The sequence below is a fragment of the Pseudomonadota bacterium genome (assembly GCA_030859565.1).
In the GTDB taxonomy this organism is placed as follows: domain Bacteria; phylum Pseudomonadota; class Gammaproteobacteria; order JACCXJ01; family JACCXJ01; genus USCg-Taylor.
This window is the reverse complement of record JALZJW010000007.1, coordinates 1-26,895: the sequence shown is the minus strand read 5'-3', so window position 1 is coordinate 26,895 and position 26,895 is coordinate 1. Positions and strand designations below refer to the sequence as shown.

Below are 26,895 nucleotides of genomic sequence, written 5' to 3'. Positions count from 1 at the left end.
CCGTGAAAAAAACCTGGCATGAGGCAAGGAACAACGAGAGAATAGATATTGTTAGAAATTGGTATCTTGTCCACACAAAACCGAGAAAGGAATCGGTTGCCGAGGAAAACCTCGAACGCCAGGGATACGAAGTCTATTTGCCTTTAATCCATCAACAACGCCGACGATATGAACGCTGGGTACAGATCATCGAACCTTTGTTCCCTCGTTATTTGTTCATACGCCTCCGGCCCGGCTACGACAATATGGCGCCGGTACGCTATACCAGCGGGGTACAGAATTTCGTGCGTTTCACAGAGGAGCCGGCCATTGTTCCCGGCATAGTAGTTGACTCTATTATGCGGACCGCCGATGCGAGTACCGGCCTGCATTCCCCAAAGCGACTAGCGTTCCAGAGAGGCGATACCGTGATGATTGAACAGGGACCGCTCGCTCATCTGCAGGCGATCGTATGGGGTGAATCGGGAGAAGAGCGCGTGATGATCCTGCTTAAGATCTTGGGGCGGGAAACGGTTGTGACGGTCTCGCGGAACCTGTTAGGATTGGCTTAGTTAAGGGGTGTCCGAGGCGTTTCTTTCCGCCTCAACCGTCGACGCGGTAGCTCAGAAGCGTCGACAACCGTAGTAAAGAACGACTTGCCATACGAAGCGCGTAGGCGTTTTGTAGGGCGGTAGCGTGCTTGAACCGGGAAGGCGTCGCTGCGTCTGGTGAGCTGTTTCAAGAATGTTTAATCATTGGTTCGAAGGTCGCCTACCTGTACAGAGGTAAGGGAAGTTTTGATGGGCCTTGCTAATAAGAATCTGTCTGGTTAAACATTAGGCAAGTCTGGGGAGTCTGATCCAGCACGGCGATACGGTCTTTCGATGATCGTCTGTAATTGCCCAGCGAGATGTCGATGGCTTTGTTGGGTAGCCTCTCTGGTCTACAGCCTCTTGGTGCGACTTGGATGCGGATGTCTTCTTCTACGAGCAACAAGCCAGTAAATGCGACCGTATTGTGTCGGCGTAGCTAGGGGTATGCCATGAGGGTGCTGGTACTGGACGAGGAGTTTCCCTACCCAACCAATACCGGCAAGCGTACGCGGAGCTTCAATCTTTATCGGCGGCTCGCGACGCAGTTCCCTATCCGCTATGTCGGCTACGGAGAGGCTGGTTCGGCAGCGGCGGAAGCACTCAGCAGGGTAGGTATTGAGCCGGTGGCAGTCCCGGTAAGGCTTGCTCCAAAGCATGGGCCAGCGTTTTATCTGCGATTGCTCTCCAATCTTTTTTCGCCGCTGCCGTATATCGTTACTAGTCACTACTCGTGCGTCTATCAAGATGCCGTACAGGACAATCTGGCGCAATTCCGGCCAGACCTAGTGCTCTGCGAGTGGACCCCCTACGCGGTTTATGTAAAAGGGATTTCGTTGGTTAAGAAACTGGTGTCGACACACAACATCGAGGCGGATATCTGGCAGCGGTATTACGAGAACGAAACCAACTTGCTTCGCAGCTGGTACATCCGCGAGCAGTGGCGGAAGGTCGAACGGTTCGAACGTGCGGCGCTAGGTTGGGTGGACGGCGCCGTCGCCGTCTCCGACCGGGACCACATCCGGTTAGCCCGATGGCAGCCCCGGCTGCCAATGACGGTAGTACCAAACGGTGCGGACCTGGACTACTTTCGCTCGGCGCCCCAGCCCGAGCTCCGGCGACACCTAGTCTTCAGCGGGTCCATGGACTGGCGCCCGAATCAGGACGCGGCGCGGTATTTCGTCCGGGCGATTCTGCCGCTGTTACGACAGGCTCGCCCCGATCTGGAATGTACATTTGTAGGCCGCAGTCCGCCGGTAGATATCCAGGCATTAGGGAAAGTGCCGGGTGTGCACGTCACTGGGACGGTGCATGACGTCAGGCCGTATGTGCAAGGCGCAGCCGTGTATGTAGTCCCACTACGGATTGGAGGTGGTTCCCGCTTGAAAATACTGGAGGCGCTGGCAATGGGGCGCGCCGTGGTGTCGACTTCGGTCGGTGCGGAGGGGCTTGATGTCGTCCACGATCGGCACGTACTTCTGGCGGATGATCCCCGCAGCTTCGCCGAGTCCGTGTTGCGGCTCCTGGACGATCCGGAGCGGTGCCGAAGGCTTGCCGCGGAAGGCAGATGTCTGGTCGAACAGCGTTATGGATGGGATGCCCTGGCTGAAAAATTCCGCAGTTTCATCCACGAAGTCGCCGAGAAGGCAGTGCCACCGATTTTGGTCGGAGAGGTGGCGCGCCCGACGACCAACGCGGGGCGCCGTGCATTTGCTCCGGGCGATGGAAGGGGCGCGCACCGACCATAGCCTCAGCTTACAGCGAATATAGGACAAGGCTAATGTGCGGGATATGCGGATTCTTCGGAGAGCATGCCGCGATTTCCAACGACACCTTGGAACGCATGAATCACACACTCGCGCGGCGCGGGCCCGACGAGGGCGGTGTATTCCGGGAACCCGGGGTCGGGCTGGCCATGAGGCGTTTGAGCATCATCGATCTGGATGGCGGACGCCAGCCGATTCACAATGAGGACGGCTCGGTATGGGTGGTCTACAACGGTGAGATCTATAACTACCGTGAACTACGCGCCGCGTTGCAGCAGCGCGGTCACCGTTTCCAGACCAACACCGACACAGAGGTCATCGTACACCTTTACGAGGAATACGGCGATGACGTAGTTCAGCACCTGCGGGGCATGTTCGCCTTTGCCCTATGGGACACAAGCAGAAGTCGCGGTCTGCTCGTGCGGGACAGACTCGGGATCAAACCATTGTTTTATACGCGGGTCGGCGCTACGTTGGTGTTCGGCTCGGAGATGAAAGCCGTCCTTGCCTCGGGCATCGTCGACCGGGAACTGGACTACCAAGCACTCGACGCCTTCGTAACCTTCACTTACATACCTGCCCCGCTCACCATCTATCGCGCGGTGCATAAGCTAGAGCCTGGCCATCTGCTGGTGTACGAACGCGGACGGGTTGAGAAGCGCCGCTATTGGGATCTGGACTTCGCCCACCCCGAACAGGGACTCGACGGCCGGGAGTGGCTGGAGCGCTTCGACGGGGCCATCAAGGATGCTGTAACCTCGCATCTGGTGAGCGATGTACCGGTTGGGGCTTTCCTATCCGGCGGCATTGACAGCAGCCTGGTGGTAGCACTTATGAGCCAGCGCCTCGATGAGCCGGTACAGACCTTTACCATGGGGTTTGACAGCGAGCGCAACCCGCTAATCGATGAGCGCCCGTTAGCAGCTATGGTGGCAGCACGTTACGGCTGTGAATTCCACGAGTACTCAGTTCAGCCCGATTTCCGCGCGATTGTAGGTGATATCGTCAATGCTTTCGACGAACCGTTCTCGGACGACTCCGTTATACCCAGCTACTATATCTCTAAACTTACCAGGCAACAGGTCAAGGTGGCGCTATCCGGGCTTGGTGGTGACGAGCTATTCGCGGGCTACGAACGTTACTCCGGGGTCCTTTTGAGTCAATACTACTCCTGTCTGGTGCCACGCCCTCTGCATCGGCAGGTGATTCTGCCAGCGATTCAGCTATTGCCCGAGCCAGAACATGGCGGAGACCGCGTAGACCATGCCAAACGATTTGTCGCCGCCGCGCTACTGTCGCCGGCCGAGCGCTATCTAAGTTATGTCTCGACCATCTCTTCGCAAGAGCGCCGTCAACTGTTCTCGTACGACATCGCTAAGCAGATCGACTTCGATGCAACGGATCGGATGATCACGGATCTGTACGAGCACTGCAATGCTCCGGATGATCTGAGTAGGGCGCTCTATGTCGACATGAAGACCTATCTAGCGGAAGACATTCTTGCGCTGTCGGACCGGCTTAGTATGTGGCATTCTCTCGAAGTTCGCGTACCGTTGGTGGACCATCATCTGGTCGAATTGAGTGCGCGCCTGCCGGCCCGATACAAGCTTAACTGGCGCCGCAAGAAGATCCTGCTGAAGCAGATCGCCGCGCGTTGCTTACCGGCCGCAGTGGTGGGGCATCGGAAGCAAGGGTTCGAGTCGCCAATGGCCGCGTGGTTGCGCACGGACCTTGCGAATTACGCCCGCGACATCTTGGGCCAAGGCCGTCTGGGTGGTGCCGGGCTGTTCGATGGCAGTTATGTCTGCGCCAAGCTGGAGGAACATCTGGCCGGCCGTCACAAGAACAACAAGCTGCTTTTCTCTCTGATAATGTTTCAGGAGTGGTACGAGCGTCATGCGGCATGAGCAGACCACTGCGGTCTGGATTCAACATAGGGGCCATTCTAGCAGCCTGTCGGACTTAGCGTGGAGCTTTTCATGGGCAAGGTGACCGGGTTCGGTAAGGGTTTGACGGACAGGTAGGCAAGGCTCGAATAGTTGCGGTGTGAAGAGACGATAAGGAACAAGCGAATGCCCGTGGAAGTTGGATTTTGGGTTTGTCTAGGATTGGTTGGCTATGTCTATGCGGGCTATCCAGCGGCAGTTTTCTTTCTGTCTCGCATCCTTGGCCGCGACCTTCGCAAGGCCGACATCGAACCCATGGTAACCGTCCTCATCTCCGCGTTTAATGAGGAACGGGAGATCGAGCGCACTGTGGTCAACAAGCTTTCCCAAAACTACCCGCAAGACCGCCTTGAAGTAATTGTGACCTCGGACGGATCGACGGATCGGACCGATGAGATCGTTCGAAAACTCGCCGAGCGCAACGGGGGGCGGCTCAGACTCCTGCGTCAGGAACCCCGGCAGGGAAAAACGCAGGCCCTTAATCTGGCAGTAACCCGCGCCTCTGGAGATATCCTTCTATTCGCCGATGCCAACTCGATGTATACGCCAGACACCTTACGTTTACTGGTCCGCAGCTTTGCGGATCCATCCGTGGGCTATGTAACCGGCCGAATGATTTATACGAATCCGGACGGATCTGGGATCGGCGAAGGGTCCGGTGCGTATATGCGCTACGAAAACCTGTTGCGTGCTTGGGAGACACGGCTCGGCTCCGTCGTCGGCGTGGTCGGCGGGATTGATGCGGTCCGCCGTGACCTCTACGTACCGATGCGCCCCGATCACTTGCCGGACTTCGTCTTGCCGCTCGGTGTGGTCGAGCAAGGCAAGCGTGTTGTGTACGAGCCCGACGCATTGTTGTACGAGCCCGCACTATCCCGTGCGGCTGATGAGTTCCGCATGCGGGTGCGAGTCTCGCTGCGCGCACTCTGGGCGCTGTACGACAAACGGAAGTTGCTTAACCCTTTCTGTTTTCCCTTGTTCGCTTGGCAGATGCTCTCCCACAAAGTGCTCCGGTACGGGGCGTTTCTGCTACTCATGGGGCTTCTGCTGTTCAATGCCTTGGCGATCGGCGGGAAGCCGTTCTACCTCTGGTTTTTTATCCTGCAACTGGTGGCCTATGCGTTCGCAGCGCTAGGGCACTTGCTCAGACACATGCCCACTGGGGCGTCTAAGCTGCTTGCGCCTTACTATTTCGTTATGCTAAACACCGCGTGTGCGGTTGCGTTCTGGGAGTTCGTAAACGGGCGGAAAATGGTTCTCTGGAAACCCAGAGGAGGGACCTATTAGGCATGGTGACGAAGATCATGTATCTCGTGGACTATTACGAGGGACCCGAAGGCGGAACTGAGGGGCAGCTTTTGCAGCTCATCCAACACCTCGACCGGTCCCGGTACGAGCCGGCCGTGACGGTGCTCCGTAGCAGTTCATATATAGAGCGTAACCAACTTCCTTGTCCGGTGACGGTACTCGGTGTCACCAAGTTGGCTAGCATGCGATCGATTCTCAAGGTCCTAGGTTACGCGTTGAGACTGCGCCGGGAGAACTACGAGCTAGTACACTGTTTCTTTAATGACGCGTCGTTGATCGCGCCTCCGCTACTTAGGATCTTCGGCATTCGCGTGGTGGTATCCCGTCGCGATTTGGGCTTCTGGTACACGTTGTGGAATCTTGCCGTGCTCAGACTGGTCGCACCATTTGTTGAGCGCTATGTAGCGAACGGTCAGGCAGTAAAGCGCATGGTCCAACAACGAGAGTGGGTGCCCAGTGGGAAGATTACCGTCATCTCTAACGGTTACATTCCCCGCGCCGAAAACTCCGCCGAGGCTGTATCTGCTAAGAGGCTATCCGGAGTTCCGGATCGTGTCTCCGTGGTCGGAATCGTCGCGAATCTTCGGCCGATTAAGCGCATCGACACTCTCATCGAAGCGTTTGCTCTCATTAACCGTGAATATCCCGATGCCCGCCTGGTGATCGTCGGAGGTGACGGCCCGTCGCAAGGCGGTAAAAGCATACGCGAAGAGTTGGAGGGGCTGGCCCGTCTTCTTAGAATTCGCGAGCGGGTAATATTCACGGGGCGTGTGGAGGACCCAGGGCCGTACATTAGACGTTTCAACGTGGCTGTCCTTTGCTCTGAATCGGAAGGTTTCTCCAACTCCGTCATGGAGTACATGCAGGCCGGGCGTCCGATCGTCTGCACCGACACCGGAGGCAATCCGGAGCTAGTGCACGATAATTGTAATGGCCTTCTTGTTCCTGTCGGGGATGTCAGGGCACTCGCTGACCGCCTTATTCGGCTGCTTTCTGACAGTGAGCTGGCGCGCCGGTTGGGCGAGGCTGCGCGTGAGACTGTCCGGTCCAGCTACACCCATACGCGCATGGTCACCGAGCAGATGGCCTGCTACGACGAGGTCCTGTCGGTTGGGCTATCCGGGTGTAGATTTAGCCGGGTGTCAGAGAGGGTGCGACCCCCGGTGCGAGATTCCTGACTGGTGCGGGTTCGGTGGAAGATGGTGCCCGTTGTCACCTACATTTAAATAAAGGATATATGAATGCAACAGAATGATAGGATCCGCATACACGCAAGCTGCCGGTTCTGCGAAACAAAGCTACAGCATACCTTCGTCGATCTTGGCATGTCACCACTTTGCGAGAGCTTTTTAAGTCACGACAAGCTGAATCAGATGGAGCCGTTCTATCCCCTCCATGCTCATGTTTGTGATGGTTGTTTTCTTGTCCAGTTGGAGCAATACGTGAGCCCCGAGGAAATATTCACCGAATACGCGTATTTTTCCTCGTACTCTGATACTTGGTTGGAGCACGCTAAGAACTACACTGAGATGGTCGTTAAGCGGTTTAGTCTCACCGAGCAAAGCAGGGTCATGGAGTTAGCGAGCAACGATGGCTATCTGCTTCAGTACTTCGTTCAAAAGGGAATTCCCGCGCTCGGCGTAGAGCCCGCAGCTAACGTTGCAGCCGTCGCAAAGAAAAGAGGTGTGACGACACTTGTTAAGTTCTTTGGACGAGACACAGCCCGCGAACTGGTTAGCGAGTACGGTCAAGTCGATCTCGTCATAGGAAACAACGTTTTGGCACAAGTGCCCGATCTGAACGATTTTGTGAGCGGCATAAAGATAGTACTCAAGCCAGGCGGAATAATAACAATGGAATTCCCGCATCTGATGCGGCTAATGAATGAGAACCAATTCGATACAATCTATCATGAGCACTTCTCGTATTTCTCCCTTCTGACGACCGAAAAGATTCTATCGAGGCACGGCCTTACATTATTTGATGTCGAGGAAATACCCACTCATGGCGGATCGCTAAGGGTCTACGCACGGCACGCGGACGATATCGCTAAGCCTATCAGCGATCGGGCAGTCGAATTGAGGAAAAGAGAAGAGAACACCGGGTTTGGCTGTCTTGAGCACTATCTTACGTTTGGTGACAGAGTTAAGGAGACAAAGAGAAACCTCCTGGAATTTCTCATTAAAGCTAAGCGAGAAGGTCATACGCTTGCAGGATATGGGGCACCGGGAAAGGGAAATACGCTCTTGAATTACTGCGGCATTCGCACCGACTTCATCGAGTACACCGTCGATCGCAACCCGTATAAACATGGGAAATACTTGCCAGGAACACACATTCCCATTTTTGATCCCCAAAAGATCAGCGAAACAAAACCGGATTACCTGTTTATTCTGCCGTGGAACTTTAAGGGCGAGATCATGGCGCAAATGGCTAGCATTCGAGAGTGGGGAGGTAAGTTTGTTGTGCCTATTCCAGAGGTAACAGTCTACACTTAATGGAGCAACGGTAATCGATGTTATCGAACGGTGACCGGGTGACAACAAGATGGATATTCGGAGAACACTCATGAGTGAATGGGTGATATGAAGACACTGATTACAGGCAATATGGGTTATGTTGGCCCGAGCGTCGTGAGGCGACTCCGGCAATCCTACCCGCAGGCGACATTGGTAGGACTTGATACAGGTTACTTTGCACACTGCCTAACCAATGCCGATATTCTTCCCGAGTGCAGAGTCGATGTTCAGTACTTCACGGACGTTCGTCGGCCGCCGTGGGAAGCATTAAGTGAAGTGGACATCATTGCGCATCTGGCGGCAATATCGAATGACCCTATGGGTAACACGTTCGAGGAAGTAACATCTGATATCAATTATCGCGCGAGTGTTGAACTGGCGAAAGAGGCCAAAAAAAGAGGCGTAAAAGCCTTCGTTTTCGCTTCAAGTTGCAGTATATATGGTTTGGCTGATGACAGTCCCAGAAAAGAGACCTCTCCGCTGAATCCACTCACCGCATACGCTAAATCAAAGGTACACACTGAAGTCGAACTTCAGAATCTCGCGGATAGTAATTTCCAAGTAACTTGTCTGAGATTTGCGACAGCCTGTGGAATGAGTGACCGGCTTCGGCTGGACCTCGTTGTAAATGACTTCGTGGCTTGTGCACTGACCTCTAAGAACATCACCATTCTAAGTGATGGGACTCCATGGAGACCTCTGATCCATCTTGAGGATATGGCTCGAGCGTTTGATTGGGCAATACAGAGGGATCGTGATCACGGCGGTGACTTTCTGGTTGTTAATGTGGGCCGTAGCGCTTGGAATCACCAGGTGAAAGAACTAGCGGATGCGGTCGCAAGGGTTATCCCCGGTGTAACCATCTCGGTAAACAAGAACGCCCCACCGGACAGTCGTTCTTATAGGGTAGACTTCGCCTTATTTGAGCGGCTTGCGCCCGGATATCAGCCGCAAATAGATCTGCACAGGGCCATACGGGAGCTCGAGGGCGGACTGAACGCAATGGGGTTTAAGGACTCGAACTTCCGGACTTCCAAGTTTATGAGGCTTGAGGTTCTCAGACACCTAACAAATGAAGGTCTGTTAGACAAAAATCTGGAGTGGACCCACGCGAAACCGTCAACAAGAAATCGTCAAGGGGAAACAAGTTGATTTTCATGGGATCACGACTCAGGGATGCTTTTGTAATCGCTCTCTAGCGTTCGGATGATGAGCCTTGTATCTGGTCGCCATTATGGACTGGTACAGTCGTAAGGTGCCCGTCTTCCGGCTACCTAATATTCGAACAGCCACCTTTGTGTCGAGGCCTTGAGAGGCGCTCAGTCGCTACGGCACCCCTGAGATTTTCAACACCGACTAGGGGTTTACCAGCGACGCTTTCACACGTGTACTCAAGGACGGGGGGAGTATGGAAACAGGCCATTGGGTCAAAAATGTCTTCGTCGAGCGCCCCTGGCGGCGCCTCGAGTATGAAGACATCTACCTCCGAGCTTATGAAACCGCCATCGAGGCAAAGCGCGGCATCGAGCGGTATTTTACCCCCGATGCGCTTTACTTCGGTGGCCAGAACTTGCCCAACGCGGCATGATATGGTGCGAAAACTGCATTTAAGCCTGGGTCAAAATTTCGGGGTCCATTTCTATGAAAGTGGTCTTGTTTTGTGGAGGGTTGGGAACAAGGTTGGGAGGACTTACTGAGGACGTTCCCAAGCCGCTGGTAAAGATTGGCTACAGACCAATTTTGTGGCACTTAATGAAATATTACGCACATTTTTTGCACAAAGACTTTGTCTTGTGTCTAGGATATAGGGCGGACAAAATCAAGGATTATTTTCTGAATTACAACGAGTACCATTCCAATGATTTCACCATGGTAAACGGTGGAAAGGATATACAGTTACAGAAGAGTGATATTGCCGAATGGACCATCACGTTCGCCGATACGGGATTGAGAGCAAACATCGGCCAGCGCCTCAAAGCGGTAGAAAAATATATAAGCGGCGACGAGATTTTCATGGCCAACTATTCCGATGGTTTGACCAATCTCCCCTTGCCTAAATTGATCGACGATTTCAAAAGAAGCGGTAAGGTCGCGTGCTTCTTATCGGTCAAGCCTTCTCAAAGTTTCCACGTTATTACAATGGAAGAGGGCAATATGGTCAGTAACATCCAGGGTGTACGGACTACGAATATTCTTATCAATGGCGGATTCTTTGTGTTCAGAAAAGAAATATTCGACTACATTAAACCCGGTGAGGATTTGGTTGAGGAGCCGTTTAAGCGACTGATCGGGGATAAACAACTAATTGCGTACAAATACGACCAATTTTGGTGTATGGATACCTTCAAGGAACACCAAGAACTAACGGATATGTACAATCTCGGCAAGGCGCCGTGGGAAGTGTGGAAATCGCCACAGGCCATGTCTGACCAGGATAATGGGTCAGGCGGATGCTCAAAGTAAGCTTCGACAGAGGTGAGGATTCGGATCTTAAACTTCTATGCTTAGGCGCACACAGTGATGACATCGAAATTGGCTGTGGGGGTACAGTTCTAAGATTGCTTGAAGAAAAGCCTAATGTGGAAGTATATTGGGTTGTATTGGGGGCAACTGGGCAGAGAGCGATCGAAGCGACGGGAAGCGCGAATATTCTCTTAGCCGGTGCGAAACGAAAGAAGATAATCGTCAGGGGATTTAGAGACGGGTTTTTCCCTTATATAGGGGCAGACATAAAGGACTTTTTTGAGGAACTCAAACGAGAGTACTCTCCCGATCTGATTCTGACGCATTACCGCCAAGACCTTCATCAAGATCACCGTCTCGTATCGGAGTTGACCTGGAACACATTCAGGAATCACCTGATCCTGGAGTATGAGATCGTAAAATACGATGGAGATATTGGGGCGCCCAATTATTTCGTTCATTTAAATGATTCTACCAGCCGCAAAAAAATTCAACATCTCATCGAGTGCTTCGGAAGTCAGCGAGACAAGAACTGGTTTACTGAAGATTCTTTTTTTTCGATTCTGCGACTTCGCGGACTCGAATCTAATGCTCCCGACAAATATGCCGAGGGTTACTACTGTCGTAAGGTGATTTACTGAGCGACTGGCGGGGCTAGATCGATCAACATAAGGCTGGGCGGCAGACTTTGGCATACGAAGACAAATTGGTTATGGAGTTCGGAAAGTCAAAGCAATTACAGGAAATAAGCCATCGCTTAATCCCCGGAGGCTGTCATACGTATGCTAAAGGGGACGACCAGTATCCTGTTCTTGCCCCAGGGTTCATCGTCAGGGGAGAGGGTTGTCATGTCTGGGACGCAGACGATAACGAGTTCATCGAATACGGCATGGGGCTGCGCTCCGTAACGCTTGGACATGGCTATAAGCCTGTGATAGAAGCGGCGTATCAACAAATGCTGTTAGGTACCAATTTCACCAGACCATCGCCTATCGAACTGCAATGTGCGGAGGAGCTACTTGGCCTGATAAAAGGCGCTGAGATGGTCAAATTCGCAAAAAATGGCTCCGATATAACGACTGCGGCAGTAAAGCTCGCTCGCGCCTTTACCGGGCGTGACATGGTGGCAATCTGTGCTGAACACCCGTTTTTCTCGACCGATGACTGGTTCATAGGATCGACCGCTATGGCCGCAGGGATACCCGCCGCAATTCGGGAGTTGACCGTAAAATTCCACTATAACGACATAGGAAGTCTCCTCGCGTTGCATGACCGACATCCTGACAAGATCGCCTGCGTCATGATGGAGGCGGAAACAACTATACCGCCGGCCAACGATTTCTTACACGAAGTTCAGAATCTGTGCAGGGAAAAGGGTTCTTTGTTGATTCTTGATGAGACGATCACTGGATTCAGATGGCACTTGGGCGGTGCACAGCAGGTATATGGAATTGCTCCGGATCTTTCCACTTTCGGAAAGGGGATCGGGAACGGATTCGCTATCTCTGCCCTTGTCGGCAGAAGGGACATCATGGAATTGGGAGGGCTCTACCATGATAAGGAAAGAGTTTTCCTCCTATCGACAACGTTTGGTGCTGAAACTCACGCCTTGGCAGCGGCGATTAAAACGATGGAATTATACAAAGCAGAAAAGGTAGTCGACTATATGTGGGAGAAAGGGGCAAAACTCGCGACGCAATTGAATACGCTGAGTGGCGAATTGGGACTCGGCGATTTCTTCCAGGTCATTGGTCGGCCATGTAATCTGGTATATGTAACGAGGGATCAGCAAAAAATGCCTTCTCAGGCGTTTAGAACCCTTTTTCTACAGGAAACAATAAAACGCGGTTTGCTTATGCCGTCATTGGTAATCAGCTTTTCACATAGCGACGAAGATATCGACAAGACTATTCAGTGCGTCGGGGGAGCACTGCTCGTGTACAAGAAGGCACTGGAAGATGGGGTGGAAAAATATTTGGTGGGAAGACCGGTGAAACCGGTTTTCAGGACTTACAACTAAAATCCAGTTTCCAAGACAAGTTTAAGGCGAAGACTATACGCGCCTATGAATCGGGATATCCTCGAACGGCAGCTGCAGAGGGCTTCATTCAGATCCCTGGCGAGCGCTGGCTAGTATACCTCCGCAGCCATTCTACGTCGCGATGGGACAAGTGGCCTTTGCAGAAAAGTACATCAATGATCAAGAAAGCCTCAGCAAGACTGCACTAATTTCCAGAGCGGCCCCAGACTACCTCAACCGAGGATTAATTGATAACGAAAGGGTTTGGCCGAAACAAATAACACAAGGTAATCTGGCCGACAAAGAATGTGGTGGAGTGAGAAGATGGCAAATGATGTCAACAAAACCCTACTTTGTGGGCAGAAACTGTCAATTATCCTTTCAGGTACTCTTATTTTGTTCGCATGTAACATAAACGGGCGCCATCCCGCTCAGGCAGCGGGACCTCTGAAGGTGCACCCACTGAATCCGCGGTATTTTACCGATGGAACCGGAAAAGCAGTTTACCTGACGGGGTCGCACACGTGGGCAAACTTTCAGGACGCCGGAACGACTGATCCACCGTCGGCCTTCGATTACACAGCCTATCTCGACTTCCTCGAAGATCACAACCACAACTTTTTCCGGCTGTGGACATGGGAACAGGCGAAGTGGACCAATGAAACGAGGCAACCCTACTGGATCGCCCCGGTGCCCTACCAGCGGACAGGACCGCGGACGGATCCCGACGGAGAGCCAAGGTTCGATCTGACCAAGTTCAATGAGGCATACTTCAAAAGGCTCCGATCACGGGTCATTGAGGCGGGACCGCGGGGAATGTATGTTGCCATCATGCTATTCAACGGTTGGAGTTTAGAACGCGCTAAAGGAGCCTCCGCATTCTCCGCGCAAAACAACCCGTGGGCTGGCCACCCCTTTAACCGGGACAATAATAGCAACGGTATAGATGGCGACCCGAATGGTGATGGCAAGGGGGACGAGATTCACACACTGCGAGTGCCCGAAATTACGGCAATGCAAGAAGCCTATGTCCGCAAGGTCATTGACACCGTTAACGACCTTGACAATATCCTTTTTGAAATAAGCAACGAGAGCCCCAGCAATTCCCAGGACTGGCAGTATTATATGATCAACTACATAAAGCGCTACGAGGCTTCTAGACCCAAGCAGCACCCAGTCGGCATGACAGTCGAGTACCCCAATGGCTCGAACGAAGACCTCTTCACTAGTCCTGCTGACTGGATATCTCCAAACCAAGGCAGTGAGACCTATCTAAAAAACCCTCTGGCGTCAAACGGTAGTAAGGTGATCCTGTCAGACACTGACCATCTCTGTGGCATATGTGGTAACAGATCCTGGGTTTGGAAGAGCTTTACCCGGGGTATGAACCCAATCTTCATGGACGTCTATGACCGCGTCGCAGCTGGTGTCGCTGGGTTAGATTTTGACGAAAACAACGAGAATTGGGTGAGCGTCAGGAAAAACCTCGGGTATACGCGTGACTACGCAAATAGAATGAACCTCGCTAAAATGTCGCCGCACGACAGCCTGTCCTCAAGCGGTTATTGTCTTGCTAATCCGGCGGGAACTAGCGCGGAGTACCTTGTGTACTTGCCGGATGGGGGCGCTACTACTATCAACCTTTCCGGAATTTCGGGACATCTTACTGTGGAGTGGTTCAACCCGGCCGCAGGTGTCACTGTGCCGGGAGGCACGACGACAGGGGGGGCCACACGCTCGTTCACATCTCCCTTTGGCGGCGATGCCGTCCTGTACATATGGTCGGTCCCTACCAATGCCGCCACGTAACTTATATATACCCTAGCGTTGCAGAAAATCCGGTTGTTCGGCGAACTCATACGGCTTTCAAAGCCTCCAGGTAATGCAACAGCTCATCGCGATCGACTTGGTTTACAGACATACTGAGGGTGAGCTGTCCCTGCGGTCGTGGTGAACAAGCGCTGAACACAAGATGTTGGGGACAGTGGAGCTAAGTGGATAGCCAATCGTGATCATCCGAGCCTTAGGATCACCAATGATGCCACCCACCCTGGCCTGTGGGCGGAAACCAGGAAAGGTGTATGCATCGACCAACCGCCGTGGTCGTTTACGAATAGCCATCGCGCTATCCTGCCAGAATTCCAAGCCACCTCAACATAACTTAAACCCGGCATCCGCTTAGCTTGTGGCATGATCACAACCACGTTTTTACCCGCACGCCTTCACGAAGATCTCAAATGAAAATAGCTCTCTTGACCCCGTACACGGGTGGCAATCTAGGCGACGCGGCTATCCAGGAGGCGGTGATTAGTAATATCAGGAGGCGCCACCCGAACGCGGATATATGTCTCATCACACTGTGTCCCGAGGTCACCGCCAAACTGCATGGCGTTCCGTCTTTCCCCATTACCTCATTTGCGCTCAAGAATTATTCACCAGGTCCTTTGGTCAGAACTAGGCATGGTAACGACGCCAACGCTTCTCCCACGGTGACACAAGGACTGCTGAGTCGAGTCAAAGCAACTACAAAAAAATCGTCATTGCTCTATTCCGTACTAAAGCGTGGGTATCAAACGCTTGCCGCAGTCGGGAGAGGGGCATCGTTGATCCGTGAAGAGTTGCTGCATTTCATCAGAGCCTATGGGCTCATGAAAGGTGTCAGCCTGTTACTTGTTTCGGGGGGGGGGCAGCTCGACGACTTTTGGGGAGGACCTTGGGGTCATCCCTATGCCCTCTTCAAATGGGGACTCATCGCGAGGGCGGCAGGCGCCAAGTGTGTCTTTCTCAGCGTTGGCACCTGTTCACTCGAGTCGAGGTTGAGCGCTTTCTTCATCCGCCTGGCTCTCAGGTTTGCGGCCTACCGATCGTATCGTGACCAAACCTCGAAAAGACTTCTGAAGCACTTGGCTTTTACTGGCAACGACGCAGTATATCCAGACTTGGCGTTCAGCTACGCGAATGTGGGGTCGATGCATAGCCCGAGCAGCAGAAAAGTCGAAAGAGTGGTGGGTGTGAGCCCGATAGCGCACCTTTCACAATATTACTGGCCTAAGAAAGACCTACCCGTATATGAATGTTACTTCAAAAATTTGATCGAGTTTATCTCTGACCTTATTCGGCAGGGATACTCGATTGTCCTCTTCTCGACCGGTATACCCGATCGTAAAGTTATCAGCGACATCGTTGATAAGCTTGCAATGGACGTGACCCTCGACGTGACCGGCAGAATACACGAACCACGTACAGACACCCTCAATGAACTCTTTGCCCAGCTACTCAATGTAGATTATGTTGTAGCCAGTAGGCTTCACGGCGTGTTGCTTTCTCATCTTCTCTGCATACCCGTTCTCGCGATTTCCTGTGACTGCAAAGTGGACACACACATGGCAGACATGGAGCTGTCACAATACTGTCTCGATATACACAATTGTGAGAAGGCGTCCCTTGCTCAAGCATTGGAATCGCTAACTGCGAATGCAGATTTCATCAAGTCGAGATTGAAGGAGAGATGTGCCGACTATGCTCGTGCCCTAGAGTGTCAATACGATGTTGTACTGGGAACTTAAATGAGTGCGGATACCGAGCCGTTGGTGAGCGTGGTCACTCCGTTCTACAACACCGAAAACTATTTGGTCGAGTGTATCGAGAGCGTTTTTGCGCAAACATACCAAAACTGGGAGTATATTCTTGTAAACAATTGCAGCACTGACAAGTCTTCCGAGATTGCGCACCAGTATGCGAAAAAGGATCAAAGGGTCCGAGTGATCCACACCGGGAGATTCTTGACGCAAGTGGGAAACTATAATTACGCTTTGCGCCAGATTTCACCTGAGAGTATGTACTGCAAGATCGTGCAGGCCGACGATTGGATATTTCCGGAATGTATCTCACGGATGGCGACCGTTGCCGAGACTGATCCGAGCATTGGCTTGGTCAGTTCGTACCGGCTGGATGACAGCCGGATTAGCTGCCTTGGTCTACCGAAGAATAGAGAAGTCTTCGACGGCCGTGAGATTTGCAAGGGGACACTCAGCGGCGGTTCTTTCGTTTTCGGCACCTCGACCACTGTTTTATACCGTTCGAGACTCGTCCGGGAGAGAACACCCTTCTTCTCCGAAACCAGCCTTCACGAGGACACCGAGGTCTGCTACGAGATTCTCGAACACCATGATTTTGGATTCGTCCATCAGGTCCTCTCCTTCACGCGGAGGGAGAACGAGTCCATGTCTTCCCATGTCCGCGGATACAATCCGGACCTACTCGATTTTTTCATTGTCCTTAGCAAATACGGAAAGATCTATTTTGAAGAGCAGGAATACAGGCGCAGACTTAATGAAGTGAGGTATTCGTATTACGACTTTCTTGCCGACAATCTTAAGACCTGCAGGGAACGAAGCTTCTGGGAGTATCACAGACGAGGGTTGGCTACGATCGGCGAGAAGCTCAGTTTCTCTGAGATTGCCGGATTTCTCCTAAAAAGAAAGGTGAAAAGCATGGTCCGATCACGCCGGGACACAGCCATTCGGATGTTTAAGAGACCGTTGGGATGAGCTTGGTCCCCGCCGCGAATACTTATCCCAAGGGGGTCAAGCGACGTAGCGAACTACGCTCTTTGAACGCTTCGAGAAACTGCGTGATTAGAGGCAAATCCTTAGCCATCTTCTACAAGGCTTTGCGCGATACCTCAGCTCCGCGAGTCACATGGAAAACAGAAAACTACTGTACATAAACCATGATTTCCCACCAATGGGAGGACCAGGTGTGTGGAGAGCCCTCTGGTTCACGAAGTACTTGATAGAATCTGGTTATGACGTGACAGTTGTGTGCTCCGACAGATCGAACTGGTGCAGTAGGTATGACGATACCCTTTTGAAACTTATACCATCAAACGTGAAGATCATTCGGATCAAAAGTATATTTTTAACGGACTTATTCAGCAAGGTTGAAAAGCTTTTGAAAATACACAAAAAAAACCTAATCAACAACTTTTACATGAAAATCAAATGGCGGGTTTTCCAATACTATCCTGAGCCCAACCTTTGGTGGTTCCTCAAGGCTTCCCTACACGGCATCTATCTCTCTATATTCAGAAGATTTAATTGTATTATCACCAGCGGCCCCCCACACATCAGTCATGTAGCAGGCTTGCTCATTAGCAAGTTCTCATCGACCCTTTGGATCATGGACTATCGTGACCTTTGGACGGATGACCCGGGCCAATCTCCCACAACAGGGTACCAGAGGAGGTTATTCGAGATACTTGAAAGAGAAGCCATTAAAAATTCCAACGTCGTCGTAACAGTCTCTCCCTCCTGGAAAGACCAGTTAACCGCTAAGTATAGAGAGGAGAAAGACGAGAGTAAATTTCATTTGATTAGAAATGGACACAATATCGGCAACGATCTCGATACAGATTTCGTTAGCAGCAAACCGAAGGAGAGACTACACATACATTTTAATGGCACACCACAAGGTTTATCCAGAACCACACATCTTCTTGATGCTCTGTGTAGACTAAAATTGATGGGAATTTCAGACGATCGTCTGCCGGTTATTACATACACTGGCACCACCGGTCCATTTAAGGATGAGATCCAGGAAAGGGGGTTGGAAAGCATAGTGCACGACGTTCAAAGTATGTCGTACCAACAGAGTATCGAATACAGCAAGAAAGCAGATGTGCTGCTCGTTATCGTGAACAACCAACATCCGTCTAGACGCGGTACAATTCCTGCGAAAACCTATGAGGCCATGGCGTTGGGCAGTCACGTTTTCGCTCTTATTCCATCCCAAAGCGACGTCAGGGAACTTCTCGAGGAGTACGGCAATGCTTCCATTTGTAACGTTGATGACATAGACGAAATTTACAGAAGTTTACTGGTGCTCATCACATCACACAACAACGGGTTAGACAAAAATATCGATCTCGATAAGAAAAATGAGAATTTGAAGAAATACTCGAGAAGAACACAGGCCGATCAGTTGATTTCCTTAATCGAGACCTTGATTTCTGAAAATAAAAATTCTACCGGGTTTTCACGAGACTACGCTGCCTAACGGTTCTCAAAAGCTGTCTGGGAAAAATTTATGATAAATGAGATGGCTTCGCTTCCTTGAACGGTGGAATCTGGAAATAAGATGATGAACTACGGTGTAGGGTTTTCCACGGCCGCCCGCCGAGCTTACCCGTGATGCCCTTACCATGGCGCTGTGGCGAAGAAAGCCCGCGCCCGGCCTTCTCCATCACTCCGATCGCGGGGTGCAGGACGCGACCACCCAGGATGATTCCACTGACCGAAGTGTTCTACAATCGGCAACGTCGTCACTCCATGCTCGGCTATCGTTCACCCCACCCACCTTAGCCGAACCGAAAAATGATTCTAGAACGGCTCGGGACTTTTCGTCGGAACGATGTTTGCTTGGGCTAAACAAGAGAAAGCTGATTTACTGACTTCCGAGAGAACAACAGTAGGGTGTAAATTTAATATTATGATTTCATGGTTTCGTGAACTGGTAGCGTATCGGGAACTGCTGTACATCATCGTTTGGCGAGACATCAGAATCAAATATAAACAAACGGTGATGGGATTCTTATGGGCCCTTTTCATGCCGATGTTTATTATCGTTGCCGGAATCATGGTTCGATTAGCCATGTCCACGATATCGGGAAAACCTATGGAAACGGCGGAAGTCGTGTCCGTCTCCATTAAGGCCATACCATGGGCGTTTTTAATTTCTTCTATCCGCTTTGGCTCAAATAGTCTGATCGCCAACACAAGTCTCATAACCAAGATCTATTTTCCCAAAGAAATCTTGCCGATTTCGGCCGTTCTTTCGCAGTTATTTGATTTTTTGGTGGCGTCATGCATATTAGCCGTCGTGTTGATACTGTTTCAAATAGAAGTGAGTATTCATGTTCTCTGGATTCCAATATTATTCTTCCTGCTAGTTACTCTGGCAATGGCGACTGGTCTAATTCTAGCTGCGGCCAATCTCTTCTTCCGTGACGTGAAATACATCGTTGAAGTCTTAGTAAACATGGCGATCTTTTTCACACCGGTCTTTTATGAGGCAGAACTTGCAGGGCGATGGAAATGGATTCTGATGATCAATCCAGTAGCCCCGATTCTCGAAGGGCTAAATTCAACTATCGTACTCCACATGGTGCCGGATATCGGATGGATCCTCTATAGCACCACGGTGTCATTTGGGATGATGGTTTTGGCGATCAGCCTTTTTAAAAGGCTTGAATCAAAATTTGCCGAGTACGTCTAATCACGATGGTGGACATAGCGCTTGAATTGAGTCGCGTCTACAAGAAATTCAGTAGGGGCGAAATGTATGATTCGTTGCGTGACCTTGTTCCTGCACTGGTGCGTATGGGCTTCTCCAAGCACAGCCAGAATCACCTTGAAAAGCGGGAATTCTGGGCGATTGATAACGTAGACTTCCAGGTAAATAAAGGCGAGGCTTTTGGTATTATTGGCGATAACGGCGCAGGGAAGAGCACTATTCTCAAGCTTCTTAGCCGAATTATACAGCCGACCAGTGGACAGATCTCAGTTTATGGAAAACTATCGGCGCTGATCGAGGTCGGCGCGGGGTTTCATCCTGACCTCACCGGGAGAGAGAATATCTATCTCTATGGGGCGATTCTCGGGATGAAGAGGGAAGAGATTAGAAGCAAGTTCGACGAAATTGTTGAGTTCTCGGAGTTGAGCGATTTCATCGATACGCCCGTGAAGCGTTACTCGTCTGGGATGTACGCCCGACTGGGCTTCGCGGTAGCGGCCCACGTTGACCCGGAAATATTGGTGGTGGATGAGGCGCTAAGCGTGGGTGATTTTCTCTTTCAGAAGAAGTGCCTAGAAAAAATGGGATCCATAAGACGAAAAGGCGCGACGGTGATTTTCGTTTCTCACAACTTAAAGGCAGTTTCAGAGCTGTGTGACAGAACGCTTCTTCTCGATAAGGGTAAGGTCGTTACGATCGGGCCGACCGGCGAGGTGTTCAACACCTATATGGACCGGGCTCTCGCGAAAAGCAAGATTACGTCCGGGAAAGCTGCTTCGCTATTAAACGTGACGATCCGTAGCGAACAGGGCAAATGCGTCCAGTTTAACTCCGGCCAAAAGGCGTGGGTGGACATTGAGGTTATTGCCCATGAGGAGTGTAAGAGCTTGGGATTAGCTATAGAGTTTAAAGATGAATACTACTATACGGTATTCCTTACCTCGGCGCGCCGGCTTGGCAAGGATGCCTTTGCCTTGGGTGCGGGCGACCTGTTTAGGTGCACCGTAGAATTAGATTTACACCTCGCGAAAGGGATTTTTCATCTGGGGGTAACACTTTACCGCTACGATATAATGGCGCCTTGCGATGAGACGTTTCCTGCTGCGACTGTATTTATAGAACCTGACAGGGATGTTCTTGGATCTGTAAATCTGTACCCTCAGATCGTTTGCTACGAGTCCATCGGGTCTCGCGGATGCATTCAGGCTAACGAAGTAGAGCGCCCAGATGGACATCGGAAATTGTAATCGATGTCATACACAGGTCCATGCTAAGGTTAACTTTAACCAATCACCAAACCTCGATTGGAGCGCAACCGTTAGCCATCCGCCCCGTCCAAGTGGGCGGACAACTATCGGAGGTCACAAATTCGCCCGGCGGTAGCCCCCGCGAAGCGCTTGGATCACGGCCCTCGAATGCTCTGATCGCAGCACGCGGCTGTCGCCCGGAGCCCCATTGGGTGCGCGGCGACGCTTTCTGTGAGCGCACATAACGTGCGGGAAGCATAGTCAATTTGTATCCCTCGGCGCGCTAGGCATGGAGCCGATGAGTTCGCCCTTCATTACGTGGTGTCTTTTATGTTCAAACGGCTGAGCTACGTGTTCCGGCGGCTGCAGTTGCGCGCGCTGGGCCGCGAGTTGGGAGACGCCTGGGCTTTTGTTTTGCACAGAAATGTGTTGGTGCCCGCAGCCGATTTTTTGCCGCGCGGCGGCGCCATGTTGGTCGCGCGGGGTTTAGCGTGGCTCATCACTATTGGGACTATGCGCGGTCTGCGAGCTCGGCGCAGCAGGCGGCGCTCCTTTGGTGGGTCGAATACCGATGCGTTACGGGCCGCCCGAGCCTGGATTGAAACGCCCCTGCGCGACTTCGTCTATGAGCGGCGCGTGTTTCGCGGTCGGGAGGCGATGCCCGGTCCGAAATTCGTTGAAACGGGCTCAGAGCACGCACGGCGGCTTCGTGCCGAGGGCGGCCCCCTCATCTTTGCGACGGGACATTTCGTCCGGCAGGCTATGCACGCCTTATATACGCCGCAAGCCACGCCCGGGCTGCTTGGATTTGTCGTCGCACCGATGCCGCAGCCGTCCTGGAGGCCGAGCGTGATGCGAACGCGCCTAGTATTTGGCCAAATCCTGGAATGTATACGCAAGACCCGTGCTGGTGTGCTCTGCGAAGTGGTCGCAGGCGGCGGGAAGCACGCTACGAGGAGCCTGATCAGACATCTCAAGGATGACCGGCAAATCGTGATTGTGCATGTGGATGCCCCGTGGAAGGCAGAACGCTCGTGGTATAAGCGGCCATTCGCCGGGCACGCTCAACGGGTGTTCTCCGTCGGTATTGCACGACTTGCGCGGATCACGCAGACGCCTATCGTGGTCTGCATTCCGTACCAGACCGTGGAAGGTCATACCGTGCTGGAATGGCACGATCCGATCCTGCCACCGCCGCCCACGGAAACCGAAGCCGACGAGCGAGTCACTGACCAAATGCTCGATGCCATCGAATCGGCCGTTGGTCGACGCCCCGAGCAATATGTACTGGATGTCTTTGGTACTCGACACTGGAACGCATCGGCCGAGCGATGGCAGGTGGTCGATCTATAGTGTTTTAGCATTGTCGCCTGACATAGCCAAAACTTCGTGCGAAATTCTCGCGCAACAACTTTCCCGGATCCTCAGGAAGACATAGGCTGTAGCTCGCTTGGGAACAAGTCAAGCCGGCCCGTTATTTATTTACAACCCTACTGAAAAAACTCATTCATCATCGTCAGATACAGCGCTGCGTCGGTTAGTGCTTGCCGTGAGATGTTATTGTCCTTGCTCGTCACTTTTTCTCCCGCTGTCACGTTGGCTGAAGTATTTAACGACGCTAGATTCGCGTCCGAGATGGTTAACAGTTCCATTCCTCCCTGTCGGGATTACGTGGGGCCAAGTACGGCCGCATGTGGATCTTCAAGACAGAACGCTTTTGCCGGCCCCGGTTCCTTGACATTCCCCTGTGCCAATGCCTATGGGTCGCAAGGGAAGCCCCTACGCCGGTTGTGTGGGAAGCCGTTGCGGACGGTGGTGGAACGATTACCCAAAAAGACCCCGGTAGTAGACCTCGATGTAGGTTGGCAGAATGTACAGTGCCAAGTCTTCTGTCGCCTGGTAGCTACAATCCGAAGACCCGTGAGTTCCGCTACCTCCTCACCAACCTCCCCCGCACCCGATACGCGGCTGAGCAGATTGCTTTGGCCTACAAGCTTCGCTGGCAGATAGGAGAATTCAAAGAGAACAAGAGGCACAAATCATGCAATCCCTAACCAAGGCTACGAGAACACCATTAGAAGCACATTGTTGATTTTCAAACCGCCACTTTTCACATAGTTTCAGAACGCTGCTGACAGTTAATACACTGTGTTTAACATCCAACAACCATCGCGATTCGCTAAGAAGTCATCGTACGTTGATCACGGCGAGGACCCCGGCCCGTCGTGGCTCATGCCTTTTTTAGTCACTCTTCTGCTCTGCGGGGGGCTTGCGTCAATTCCTGCGCGGGCCGAGACCGTCTATGCGGCCATAAGGTTGGCGACTCTTCCCGAGGGGTCGAGCCCCGCCGTGCGAGGGTTGAACGACGCCGGCGAGATCGTGGGGAGCGTCCCGCGTGGTGGTGGTCACCGGGGGTTCCTTCTGAACGCTGGCGGACTGCAGGGAATCGGTGGGCTGCCAGGTAGCGATTACAGCGCCGCGTTCGGCATCAACAACCTCGGCGAAGTTGTAGGTTCGGCGAACACCGCCACCGGAGTGCGAGCCTTCCGCTCCCAGCGGACGAAAGGGGCCGTGGCCCTCGGCACGCTCCCAGGCGACAGCGGCAGCGTAGCGTTGGCCATCAACCAGTCGGGACAAGCTGTCGGCTATTCGAGCGGACCCACGAGCGTTCGGGCTGTCGTCTGGACCCGCTCGGGCGCCATCCAGGCGCTACCGATGCTTCGGGGCAGCGACTCAAGCCGGGCCCTCGCAAACAACGATCGCGGGGATGTCGTCGGAGTCTCCGACACCGCCTCGGGACCGTGCGCAGTACTCTGGGCGGGGGGCGCCGCGCGGGATCTGGGAGCGCTCCCGGGCCACAGCGCAAGCGAGGCGCTGAGCATTAATGACAGCGGCGAAATCGTTGGGTCCTCTGGGGACCCCGCACAGCGCCACGCCGTGCTCTGGACGCCGGACGCCGACATCCAGGATCTGGGCACCCTCCCGGGCGGCACGTGGAGCCGGGCGCACGGCGTCAATAATCTCAGCGAGGTGGTCGGCACCTCGGAGACGAGCGCCGGGAATCACGCGTTCCTGTGGACGCAGCGAGCCGGTATGCAGGATCTAAACAAGCTGGTGAAATCTCGCTTCGGGTTCGTGCTGACCCACGCAATGGCGATCAGTGCCGAGGGCCTCATCCTCGCAATCGGCCGGGACGAAGTCACGGACCCCGCCGACGCCGTGGGGCGCGGGCACGATAACCACGAACTCCCGATAATCTTTCGCCTGGATCCAGTGCCCTAGCTCATGCCGCGCCGATACCCGAACTTTGCACTCACCGTCGCCGTCCTGATCGCGTTGTGCCTCGGCACGACGCCGGGCGCCGCGCAGACATCGCCAGATATTGTTGGGGCTTGGTCGTTAGTCAACCCGCTGCCCTATTTCCCCATCCATACCCACTTGCTGCCCACGGGGAAAGTGATGATCTGGACGGGCGACGGCGGGGTGTCCGGCGACGATCCCCGATCCTGGGATCCCGCCGACGAGAGCGTGTCGAGCCTTAGTACGCCGGGCTACGACACCTTCTGCAGCGGCCACTCGTTTCTGGCTGACGGCACACTCTTCGTAGCCGGCGGCCACATCCAGGGTCACGTAGGTCTGTCGAGGGCGAGCACGTATAACCCCTTCAGCGACACGTGGAGCATCTTGCCCAACATGAACGCCGGCCGCTGGTACCCGACCACCACCGTTCTGGCCAACGGCGACGTTCTGGTGGTCTCCGGTGATATCGACCTCACGAGCGGCATCAACACGCTGCCTCAGGTGTTCCAGGTATCGACGGGGACGTGGCGGGACCTCACGAACGCGCAGCTCGGGCAGGACCTTTACCCCATGATGCTGCTGGCGCCGAACGGCAAGGTCTTCAATGCAGGACCGACGGCGACGACCCGCTATCTTGACACGGCGGGGAGCGGTACTTGGAACATCGTGGGGACTCGGGCCGGCGGATACCGTGGCTACGGGTCAGCGGTGATGTACGCGCCTGGCAAGGTCTTGGTGATGGGCGGCGGCCAAACCCCGCCGACGAATACCGCCGAGGTCATCGACCTCAACGAGGAGTCGCCGCAATGGCGCTTCGTCGGCTCCATGGATTTCGCCCGGCGCCACCTCAACGCGACGCTGTTGCCCGACGGCAAGGTGCTGGTCACCGGCGGCACCGCCACGCCCGGCTTCAACGAACCCAGCGGCGCCGTGCATGCAGCAGAGCTTTGGGATCCGGCGACCGAAAACTGGACGACGCTCGCCAGCAGCTCGGGAATTCCCCGCGTGTACCACTCTACGGCGCTCCTGCTGCCGGACGGCCGGGTCTTGAGCACGGGCGGCAACGGGTATCCGGACACTGAGATCTATTCGCCGCCGTATCTCTTCAAGGGAACCAGGCCGACAATCACCTCGGCGCCGCCCAGCGTCGTCTATGGGCAGTCCTTCTTCGTCGAGACGCCGGACGCCGCAACGATCTCCAAGATCACAATGCTGAGACTCTCCTCGACGACTCATGCTTTCAACATGAGCCAGCATATCAGCGACCCGAGCTTTGCGCAGGCCACGGGCGGCCTCAGCGTCACGGCCCCTCCCAGCGGCAATGTTGCGCCTCCCGGCGACTACCTGCTCTTCATCCTGAACGGGAGCGGCGTCCCGTCCGTCGCCAAGATCCTCCGCATCGGCGCCCCTGCGGATACTACCCCTCCGACAGTTCCGGGGAGTCTCTCGGCGACTGCGTCAGGAGCTAACCGGATCGATCTGTCATGGATTGCATCGACGGACGACGTTGGGGTGACGGGGTATCAGGTCGAGCGGTGCCAGGGCACGGGCTGCACGAACTTTGCGCAAGTGACGACCGTGACGACGACGAGCTACAGCGATATAGGGCTTTTAGCCGCTACCACCTATCGCTACCGCGTGCGGGCGACGGATGCCTCGGGGAAGTTGAGCGCCTATTCCAATACGGCGACGGCGGCCACAACTGCGGGTGGTTCCCCTGCTGGCCTGGTGGCGGCGTATGGGTTTAGCGAGGGGAGTGGGACGGCGGTGGCGGATGCCTCGGGAAACGGCAATGCGGGGACGACGATCGGGGCAACGTGGTCGGCGCAGGGCAAGTATGGAAGTGCGCTGGTATTCAATGGGACGAGCGCGCGGGTGAATGTGCCGGATGCGCCCACGCTGGATATAACGGCGGCGATGACGCTGGAAGCCTGGGTGTACCCGACGGCCACCTCAACGATCTGGCGGACTATCCTCGCGAAGGAACAGACCGAGGATCTGGCGTATGCGCTATTTGCGCAAGCGCCAACGCTACCGGTGGCGGGATACAACACATCAACTACCTCGGCGAACAGGCAAGGCGCGATCGGGCCGTCAGCCTTGCCGCTGAACACGTGGACGCACTTGGCGGGTACCTATGACGGGAATACGGTGCGGCTATATGTGAATGGGGCGGAGGTGGCGAATCAGCCGGCGACAGGAGCCATCATCACTTCAACGCACCCTTTGTCGATCGGTAGCAATACAGTGTGGGGGCAGTACTTCACTGGGCGGTTGGATGAGATCCGCGTCTACGGTCGGGCGCTGAGTCCAGCAGAGATTCAGGTGGATATGAATACGCCGATTACGGCAGGTGCGGATACTACCCCTCCGACAGTTCCGGGGAGTCTCTCGGCGACTGCGTCAGGAGCTAACCGGATCGATCTGTCATGGATTGCATCGACGGACGACGTTGGGGTGACGG

The 26,895-nt window shown here is 53.7% G+C and carries 19 protein-coding genes and 2 pseudogenes; all 21 read left to right on the top strand.

Annotation, left to right across the window (positions count from 1 at the left end; all coding sequences use genetic code 11):
* Positions 1 to 2 precede the first annotated feature (2 nt).
* Entirely contained in the window at positions 3 to 551 is a 549-nt protein-coding gene (gene rfaH / locus M3436_02190; GenBank protein MDQ3562978.1) for a transcription/translation regulatory transformer protein RfaH, read from the top strand.
* 470 nt (positions 552 to 1,021) lie between these two features.
* Positions 1,022 to 2,317, top strand: a complete 1,296-nt coding sequence (locus M3436_02185) for a glycosyltransferase family 4 protein (protein ID MDQ3562977.1) — start codon at positions 1,022 to 1,024, stop codon at positions 2,315 to 2,317.
* Between the two features lie 32 nt (positions 2,318 to 2,349).
* Entirely contained in the window at positions 2,350 to 4,242 is a 1,893-nt protein-coding gene (gene asnB / locus M3436_02180; protein ID MDQ3562976.1) for an asparagine synthase (glutamine-hydrolyzing), read from the top strand.
* A 165-nt stretch (positions 4,243 to 4,407) separates the two neighbouring features.
* On the top strand, positions 4,408 to 5,568 hold the full coding sequence (locus tag M3436_02175) for a glycosyltransferase family 2 protein (GenBank protein ID MDQ3562975.1): 1,161 nt from the start codon (positions 4,408 to 4,410) through the stop codon (positions 5,566 to 5,568).
* Positions 5,569 to 5,570: 2 nt separating this feature from the next.
* Entirely contained in the window at positions 5,571 to 6,767 is a 1,197-nt protein-coding gene (locus M3436_02170; GenBank protein ID MDQ3562974.1) for a glycosyltransferase, read from the top strand.
* 63 nt (positions 6,768 to 6,830) lie between these two features.
* A complete protein-coding gene (locus tag M3436_02165) occupies positions 6,831 to 8,087 on the top strand; it encodes a class I SAM-dependent methyltransferase (protein ID MDQ3562973.1) in 1,257 nt (418 codons plus the stop codon).
* A gap of 87 nt (positions 8,088 to 8,174) precedes the next feature.
* Complete coding sequence (locus M3436_02160) at positions 8,175 to 9,260, top strand: SDR family oxidoreductase (protein MDQ3562972.1); 1,086 nt, start codon at positions 8,175 to 8,177, stop codon at positions 9,258 to 9,260.
* A 64-nt stretch (positions 9,261 to 9,324) separates the two neighbouring features.
* Positions 9,325 to 9,603, top strand: a pseudogene (locus M3436_02155) (IS3 family transposase).
* A gap of 146 nt (positions 9,604 to 9,749) precedes the next feature.
* On the top strand, positions 9,750 to 10,571 hold the full coding sequence (locus M3436_02150; protein MDQ3562971.1) for a sugar phosphate nucleotidyltransferase: 822 nt from the start codon (positions 9,750 to 9,752) through the stop codon (positions 10,569 to 10,571).
* Complete coding sequence (locus M3436_02145) at positions 10,559 to 11,212, top strand: PIG-L family deacetylase (protein ID MDQ3562970.1); 654 nt, start codon at positions 10,559 to 10,561, stop codon at positions 11,210 to 11,212. The genes M3436_02150 and M3436_02145 overlap by 13 nt, the downstream gene beginning before the upstream one ends.
* A gap of 71 nt (positions 11,213 to 11,283) precedes the next feature.
* Positions 11,284 to 12,591: a glutamate-1-semialdehyde 2,1-aminomutase gene (locus M3436_02140; protein MDQ3562969.1), complete on the top strand. Its 1,308-nt coding sequence runs from the start codon at positions 11,284 to 11,286 to the stop codon at positions 12,589 to 12,591.
* A gap of 324 nt (positions 12,592 to 12,915) precedes the next feature.
* A complete protein-coding gene (locus M3436_02135; protein ID MDQ3562968.1) occupies positions 12,916 to 14,400 on the top strand; it encodes a DUF4038 domain-containing protein in 1,485 nt (494 codons plus the stop codon).
* 428 nt (positions 14,401 to 14,828) lie between these two features.
* Complete coding sequence (locus tag M3436_02130; protein MDQ3562967.1) at positions 14,829 to 16,157, top strand: polysaccharide pyruvyl transferase family protein; 1,329 nt, start codon at positions 14,829 to 14,831, stop codon at positions 16,155 to 16,157.
* Positions 16,158 to 17,141 carry a glycosyltransferase family 2 protein gene (locus M3436_02125; GenBank protein ID MDQ3562966.1) on the top strand — a complete coding sequence of 328 codons (984 nt, stop codon included), beginning with the start codon at positions 16,158 to 16,160 and terminating at the stop codon, positions 17,139 to 17,141.
* A gap of 151 nt (positions 17,142 to 17,292) precedes the next feature.
* Positions 17,293 to 18,648 carry a hypothetical protein gene (locus tag M3436_02120; protein MDQ3562965.1) on the top strand — a complete coding sequence of 452 codons (1,356 nt, stop codon included), beginning with the start codon at positions 17,293 to 17,295 and terminating at the stop codon, positions 18,646 to 18,648.
* 118 nt (positions 18,649 to 18,766) lie between these two features.
* Positions 18,767 to 18,953 (top strand): annotated as a pseudogene (locus tag M3436_02115) (hypothetical protein).
* A 49-nt stretch (positions 18,954 to 19,002) separates the two neighbouring features.
* Positions 19,003 to 19,866, top strand: coding sequence for an ABC transporter permease (locus M3436_02110; GenBank protein ID MDQ3562964.1), 864 nt, complete (start codon positions 19,003 to 19,005; stop codon positions 19,864 to 19,866).
* A gap of 5 nt (positions 19,867 to 19,871) precedes the next feature.
* Positions 19,872 to 21,131 carry an ABC transporter ATP-binding protein gene (locus M3436_02105; GenBank protein ID MDQ3562963.1) on the top strand — a complete coding sequence of 420 codons (1,260 nt, stop codon included), beginning with the start codon at positions 19,872 to 19,874 and terminating at the stop codon, positions 21,129 to 21,131.
* A 330-nt stretch (positions 21,132 to 21,461) separates the two neighbouring features.
* Positions 21,462 to 22,484 (top strand): hypothetical protein, encoded by a 1,023-nt coding sequence (locus tag M3436_02100; GenBank protein ID MDQ3562962.1) that lies wholly within the window; start codon positions 21,462 to 21,464, stop codon positions 22,482 to 22,484.
* An 879-nt stretch (positions 22,485 to 23,363) separates the two neighbouring features.
* Positions 23,364 to 24,413: a hypothetical protein gene (locus M3436_02095; GenBank protein ID MDQ3562961.1), complete on the top strand. Its 1,050-nt coding sequence runs from the start codon at positions 23,364 to 23,366 to the stop codon at positions 24,411 to 24,413.
* A gap of 3 nt (positions 24,414 to 24,416) precedes the next feature.
* A partial coding sequence (locus tag M3436_02090) for a DUF1929 domain-containing protein (GenBank protein MDQ3562960.1) occupies positions 24,417 to 26,895 on the top strand: 2,479 nt, incomplete at its 3' end.